This window comes from Skermanella sp., from assembly GCF_059503625.1.
On sequence record NZ_JCACHA010001084.1, the window covers coordinates 1 to 5,622 of the forward strand.

The following is a 5,622-nucleotide window of genomic DNA, read 5'->3' on the forward strand; positions in this document are numbered from 1 at the left end:
ATCTGGGCGCGGCGGAGTGACCGGCTGTCCTGTTCTCTGAGAGCGGAAGGCTTTTCAGATGCCAGCCTCCTGCCGGAACTCTGCCCGACATACGACGCAATAGCGGGGCCATCTTTTCCCGCTGCCTGGGCGTTCTTCGCCTGCTGATCCTCTTGGATGTTCAGGGTCGTCATGTCATGCCTCCAGGTGGTTTACCAGATATCCGGATGGTGTGCCTTGCATCGGGATGGCTGCGCCGAACGAAAGTGTCCAAAGTACATGACGAGCGGCTAAGTCGCTCCGAAAAGCCTGCTGCGCCTGGACGAGGAGCTTCGCGCCAGCAGCGCTCTCGATTGCGTCTGCACCTTGTGCGCCTGTTCGATCACCGCTACGCTCCTGGCCTTCAAGGTAGCGCCGCGAGCCAGCAGGCTATGAAACGCTTCTTCGTCATCGTCCGGCACTGCTCGATCACGCCTGACGACACTCTCAAGGTTGAAGTAAACATCACTTCGTGGTGCAGGATCCCAGACAATCGGCCGAACGATTGTGCTTCCAACCTGGTCCCGGAAGATCCGCTCCGCCACCCTGGTCGAAAGGCAAAAGTCTTCCTCATGCGGATCGTGAGTTTCCAGCACCAGGACACTGCTCATCGCACTCTCACCTCTCAGTAGATTGGCTGAATTTGTGATAAAACGGCTGAACGGTCCTGCCGTACAGCCGAGAAGGAGAATGGCATTATTGCACCGGCAAAAACACGATTGGTGTACGAAACCGTACCGTTGAAGGCTTATTATATGATAATGTATTCTCTATCATCTGGTTGGTCTTTGGTTGCAGATGACTGAGAGATGCGCGCGCTCCCGCCCCGGTGCTGTGGGAGTTTGACATGACCAGTCCAGATCAATCGACCATTCGCAATGAAATACTTTCATCGTTGCCGGTTGAGGATTTTGGACTTCTGAGACCTTATCTTCAGTCCACTGAACTACCTTTGAAGAAGACGCTGATTGTTCCGGACGAACCGATCCGGCATGTCTACTTCCCGGACCAGGGCGTTGCCTCGATGCTCGCTCTCCTGGAAGGCGGCGGCTCGGTGGAAGTCGGCATGATCGGTCGGGAGGGCATGGTCGGCATTCACGTCTTCCTCGGCGTCGATACAGTGACCCAGGAATGCGTGGTCCAGATCCCCGGTGCCGGATGGCGCATGGAAGTCGCGGCATTCCGGGAAGCAGCCGTCCGGAGCCGCGCCCTGTCCGCCGCTTTGCACCGCTACACGATGGCATTCCTGCTCCAGGTCTCCCAGACCGCCGCCTGCAACGCCATGCACCACATTGATGAACGACTGGCACGCTGGCTTCTGATGACGCACGATCGGGCGGACGGTGACCAGCTTCCCCTGACCCACGAATACCTCTCCGTCATGCTGGCCGTGCGTCGCTCGGGCGTGACGATAGCGGCCAGTGCCCTTCAGAAAGCCGGCATCATCCACTACGCCAGCGGCCACATCACCATTCTGAACCGGGACGCCCTGGAGCTGTCAGCGTGCGAGTGCTACCGCACCGTCAAGAACCAGTCCGACTTCATCCTCGGAAGATTCAGCTGAGAACAGGCACGGTGCATGTGATGATGGGAAGTGTTACGCACACCAGCCCCGGCTGCGTAGACCATTTCTCCGGAAAAATCCGGAAGCTGGCATCCGTTTTTCCAGCGTTTGACTGAAATTGCTTTTCGCCTGTTGAGCCGGCATGGAATGTCGAAGCGTTATCGTAGTTGGCGGATCCGCCGGTGCGGTGGAGCCCCTCCAGGAACTGGTCAGCGGTCTGCCGCGCGAGCTTAGCGCCGCCGTGTGCGTCGTCCTGCATCTGGGTAACCGGCAAAGCCTGTTGCCGGAATTGCTTAGCCGGCTTGGTTCGCTGTCCGCCAGTTGGGCCACTGACGGCGATCCGCTCCAGCCGGGGCGCATCTTTGTCGCCCCGCCCGACCATCATCTGCTGGTAATGCGGCGATACCTGCGGATCTCCCGCGGCCCGCGCGAGAATGGCACCCGCCCGGCGGTGGACCCGCTGTTCCGCTCCGCTGCGCAAGCCTATGGCCCGGCGGTCATCGGGGTGATCCTGTCCGGCATGCTGGGCGACGGCACCGCCGGGTTCAGCGCGATCAAGCGCGGGGGCGGTACAACCGTGGTGCAGGATCCGAAAGACGCGCAGTATCCAAGCATGCCGCGCACGGCACTTTCGAGCGTGTCGGTGGATTACTGCGTGCCTGCCAGCGAGATGCCCGGCCTTCTGGTCCGGTTGGTCGGGAGCCGAACACCCGCAGCAGCGACACCGGTTTCCGTGAGGCCGGTGCAACCCCAACCCGTCAAGGAAGGAACCGAGGTGGAGGACGATTATCAACTGGGCGATCCGGTGGCGCTGACCTGTCCGGAATGCGGCGGGGCGCTGAAGGAGTCCAGGATGGACTCGCTGCCCTACTACACCTGCCACATCGGCCACCGCTATGCCGGTCCTGACATGGACGAGGCGCAGTTCCGGATGATGGAGCAGGCGCTGGCAATCGCACTTCGCGCGCTCAACGAACGGGCGGCGCTGTGCCAGCGATTGGCCGCGTCGGCGGAACAGAAGAGCCAGGCGCTTTCCGCCCAGCGCTGGAGCACGGCCAGTCAGGAGATCAAAACAATAGCCGAGGTGCTGGAGCAGTTCATACAGCAGGAATGGCCGCGCCCATCCTCAATTGCCGACGATCAGGATGAACTCATCGACAATAGCAACCTGCGACAACCCGAATAGCAACATGCGCTGCAGTGGCGGCTCTGGAAAAACAGCGATCTGCATGCCTTTAGAACGGACTTTACGGAAAATGCGCTGATGCGCCACGTCAGCATCGGCTTCCTTCCTGAGGGGTTTCAATCACTGCACCGCTTCCTGAGCCTGAGCAACCGCCAGGAGTGCCCGGCAGCAAACTCGACCGTGTGCTCAAAGAGCTATGGCGGAAACTGGGTGATGACGAGGTGAGGAAGGTGGCGTAACGAGGTAGGTGCTTGACGCCTGCCAGAACCTCCACGAGGGAGCGCTACGCCATGACGGAAGATAACAGCATTGTCTGGCTTCGCCAGCCCGAAGAAATCGATGATCCCCTGACGGCCCTTCTCCGATCGGGAGCCCGCCAGTTGTTGGAGCAGGCCATCGAAGCCGAGGTTGCGGCTTTCCTGGCTGCCGGCAAAGACCTGAAGCTGGCTGATGGCCGGGACCGGCTGGTCCGGCATGGCTATGGGCCGGAACGCATAATCCAGACCGGGATCGGGCCGGTCGAGGTCCAGCGGATCAAGGTCCGTGATCGCGCTCCCGGCCCGGCAGCCGAGCGCATCCGGTTCAGCTCAGCCTTGCTGCCACGCTGGGCTCGGCGGACAACCAGTCTCGACGCCCTGCTGCCGATCCTGTACCTGCGCGGGGTTTCGGCCGGTGATTTCCAGGAGGCGCTGAGTGTGCTGCTTGGCAAGGATGCGCCCAACCTGTCGCCCGCGGTCATCGCCCGGCTGAAAGAGAGTTGGGCGGAGGATTATACGCTTTCCGCGTGAACAGGCTGACGCCAAATGCTTTAGGCAAGTTTGCAGCGCTTCCTAATTATGATGCGGCCACCATTCGAAGAGGGTGTGTGCTTTGATCTGATCGGGGTCGTCGGCGAGGATACGGCAACGCTGGGCAAGAACCTCATCGAGTTCCTCCAGCGTATCAAAGTATTCATTGACGATAGGCTCGTTCGTCAAAGGCCACAAGCGTTCGGCGGGCTGGATTTGTGGCGAGTACGGTGGCAGGAACATCAGTTCAACGCCTTCCGGAACCACCAAATCCTTGGCGACATGCCAGCCCGCGCCGTCGAGCACCAAAATGACGCGCTTGTCGGGGCCGGCGCCCGCCTCGGCGGCGAACGACGCCAGGAGCGCGCTGAACAGCGCGGTGTTGACGCCATCGGCGATGAACCACACGACCTCGCCCGTGGCGGGCCGGACGAAGCCGTACAGATAAAGCCACTGGTATCGGTGATGGCCGCTGGCGGTTGGACGGCAGCCACGTGGCGCCCAGACCTTGCGCAGGATCGGTTTCAATCCGAGGCGGTGTTCATCGAACGCCCAGACTTCGACCGGGATCGCTGTGTCGGAGCCTTGGAGCTCGCTGACGCGGGCCTGGAGCTTTTTTTAAACCGCGCCTGCTCGTACAAGCTCGCCTTGGGATTGGCCGACCGCGGCACCTGACGCGTTAGATCCAGGCGACGCAGGTATTCGACCCCGCGCTGCGGTGATACCGTGCGCCCGATCCGCCCGGCGATCCAGCACGCCACCTTGCGCCCGGTCCACAACCCGCCGTCGGGCGGCGGCTCGCTGACCAGCTCGCGCAACTCCTCCATCTGGGCCGGCTCAAGCAGCGGGGCGGCGCCGGGATTGTCCAGGCGACCATCACCGAGCCCCGCGAGGCCGTGGTCGTTGTAGCGCCACAGGATCTTGCTGACCCAGGTTGGTGTGTAACCCGTGACCTCTGCCACGAATTTCGCCGAACGCCCCTGGCTGAGAAGCCAGATGATGTGAAGGTGTCCGCGTTCAATGCCGTCAATCGCGGCCTTGTAGCGGCGCTCCAACTCCTCGGTCGAGTGATGCGGAGCGACAAAAATCCTGCCTGACATGTCGATGATGTAGGGACCTCGGCGGGGCGGTGTCATTCTTCAATCGATTTTTCAGCCACTTTTCAGCGAATCAATCAGAAGAAAGCCTCTATGCGGAAAGCGTATTACCGAACATGAGGATTGTCCGAGCCCTCATAGTGCTTATACTGTTCGAAATTGGCTTAATGTTTTTCTTTGGCATTATAGCCGCGCTACGATTGCTGTTGTAGCAAAGGAGAAGACCCGCTCCAGAGTGGTACAGAGCGGGTCTAGTTTATCTCGGGAGGCGTCGAACCCGGAGAATTCACCCTCAACGGACCATTGTATCAGTCATCACTAATATCGATGGGCATACGCAAATTGGTCAGAATATCGCCGTCTTTAACGTCCTATTGCTCCTATTTGCCAGAGGAACACCGTGCCTGCATGCCTGTTAGTGCCACATGGAAAAGCTCGTGCAGCGAGGCATGGCGACAATTCTGGTAGGGTTGGCAGTGCTCTGGACCTGCTCGGCTGGATGGGCAGATATGACACGTAGCCCTCAAACCAGTTTTTCTACTAAGAGCCATCCCGAAGCAGCAATCGAGCCCCATCCGACCGAGATCCACTTGGATTGTTTAGCCGAACTTGTCAGAAGAGCTGCACCCGATGAAAGCAGGCGCTTGGAACGCCTATTGGACTTGGGTCGACGGGCTCGGAAGGAGCGAAGCGGATACTGGGAGCGCACGATCGAGATCGTCATTCAATCCGCTGTGAAAGAGTCGCGCCTCCCGCCCTGGTGCCTCGGTAATCAAGCCAGTTGTCTCGTGGTTTAACTCCATGGAAAAGATCGTGCAACGAGGCATTGCAACGATCTTAGCGGCGCTGGCGGCGCTCTGGGTAGCGTCCGGCTTGATCGCCGTCGTGTATCGGGTGCTGTCGTAGCGCAGAACAAGGCCCGCTCTCGGGGCATGAGAGCGGGCCTAAGTCTATCTCAGAGGCTAGACA

The 5,622-nt window shown here is 60.1% G+C and carries 5 protein-coding genes and 1 pseudogene; 3 read left to right on the forward strand and 3 right to left on the reverse strand.

What is annotated here, in order from left to right; genetic code table 11:
• Nucleotides 1–269: 269 nt before the first annotated feature.
• Nucleotides 270–629, reverse strand: a complete 360-nt coding sequence (locus AC5JJ6_RS39060) for a hypothetical protein (protein ID WP_496047209.1) — start codon at nucleotides 627–629, stop codon at nucleotides 270–272.
• A gap of 341 nt (nucleotides 630–970) precedes the next feature.
• On the opposite strand from AC5JJ6_RS39060, the gene AC5JJ6_RS39065 reads away from it, so the two are divergent.
• The 3 genes and pseudogenes from AC5JJ6_RS39065 to AC5JJ6_RS39075 all read left to right on the forward strand — a co-directional run.
• A complete protein-coding gene (locus tag AC5JJ6_RS39065; RefSeq protein WP_496047210.1) occupies nucleotides 971–1,582 on the forward strand; it encodes a Crp/Fnr family transcriptional regulator in 612 nt (203 codons plus the stop codon).
• Between the two features lie 142 nt (nucleotides 1,583–1,724).
• Nucleotides 1,725–2,768 carry a chemotaxis protein CheB gene (locus AC5JJ6_RS39070; protein WP_496047211.1) on the forward strand — a complete coding sequence of 348 codons (1,044 nt, stop codon included), beginning with the start codon at nucleotides 1,725–1,727 and terminating at the stop codon, nucleotides 2,766–2,768.
• Nucleotides 2,769–3,058: 290 nt separating this feature from the next.
• A pseudogene (locus tag AC5JJ6_RS39075) lies at nucleotides 3,059–3,541 on the forward strand (transposase); the annotation flags it as partial.
• Nucleotides 3,542–3,598: 57 nt separating this feature from the next.
• Here the strand turns inward: AC5JJ6_RS39075 and AC5JJ6_RS39080 are convergent.
• On the reverse strand, nucleotides 3,599–4,084 hold the full coding sequence (locus tag AC5JJ6_RS39080; protein ID WP_496047212.1) for an IS630 family transposase: 486 nt from the start codon (nucleotides 4,082–4,084) through the stop codon (nucleotides 3,599–3,601).
• The gene (locus AC5JJ6_RS39085; RefSeq protein WP_496047213.1) at nucleotides 4,081–4,692 is read right to left on the reverse strand and encodes a winged helix-turn-helix domain-containing protein; all 612 of its coding nucleotides are present in this window, start codon (nucleotides 4,690–4,692) and stop codon (nucleotides 4,081–4,083) included. The genes AC5JJ6_RS39080 and AC5JJ6_RS39085 overlap by 4 nt, the downstream gene beginning before the upstream one ends.
• Between the last annotated feature and the right edge of the window lie 930 nt (nucleotides 4,693–5,622).

Bases quoted from the DNA above. Each gene is read 5' to 3' on its own strand.
- AC5JJ6_RS39060 (WP_496047209.1), bottom strand. From the start codon at position 629: ATGAGCAGTGTCCTGGTGCTGGAAACTCACGATCCGCATGAGGAAGAC.
- AC5JJ6_RS39070 (WP_496047211.1), top strand. From the start codon at position 1,725: ATGGAATGTCGAAGCGTTATCGTAGTTGGCGGATCCGCCGGTGCGGTG.
- AC5JJ6_RS39085 (WP_496047213.1), bottom strand. From the start codon at position 4,692: ATGACACCGCCCCGCCGAGGTCCCTACATCATCGACATGTCAGGCAGG.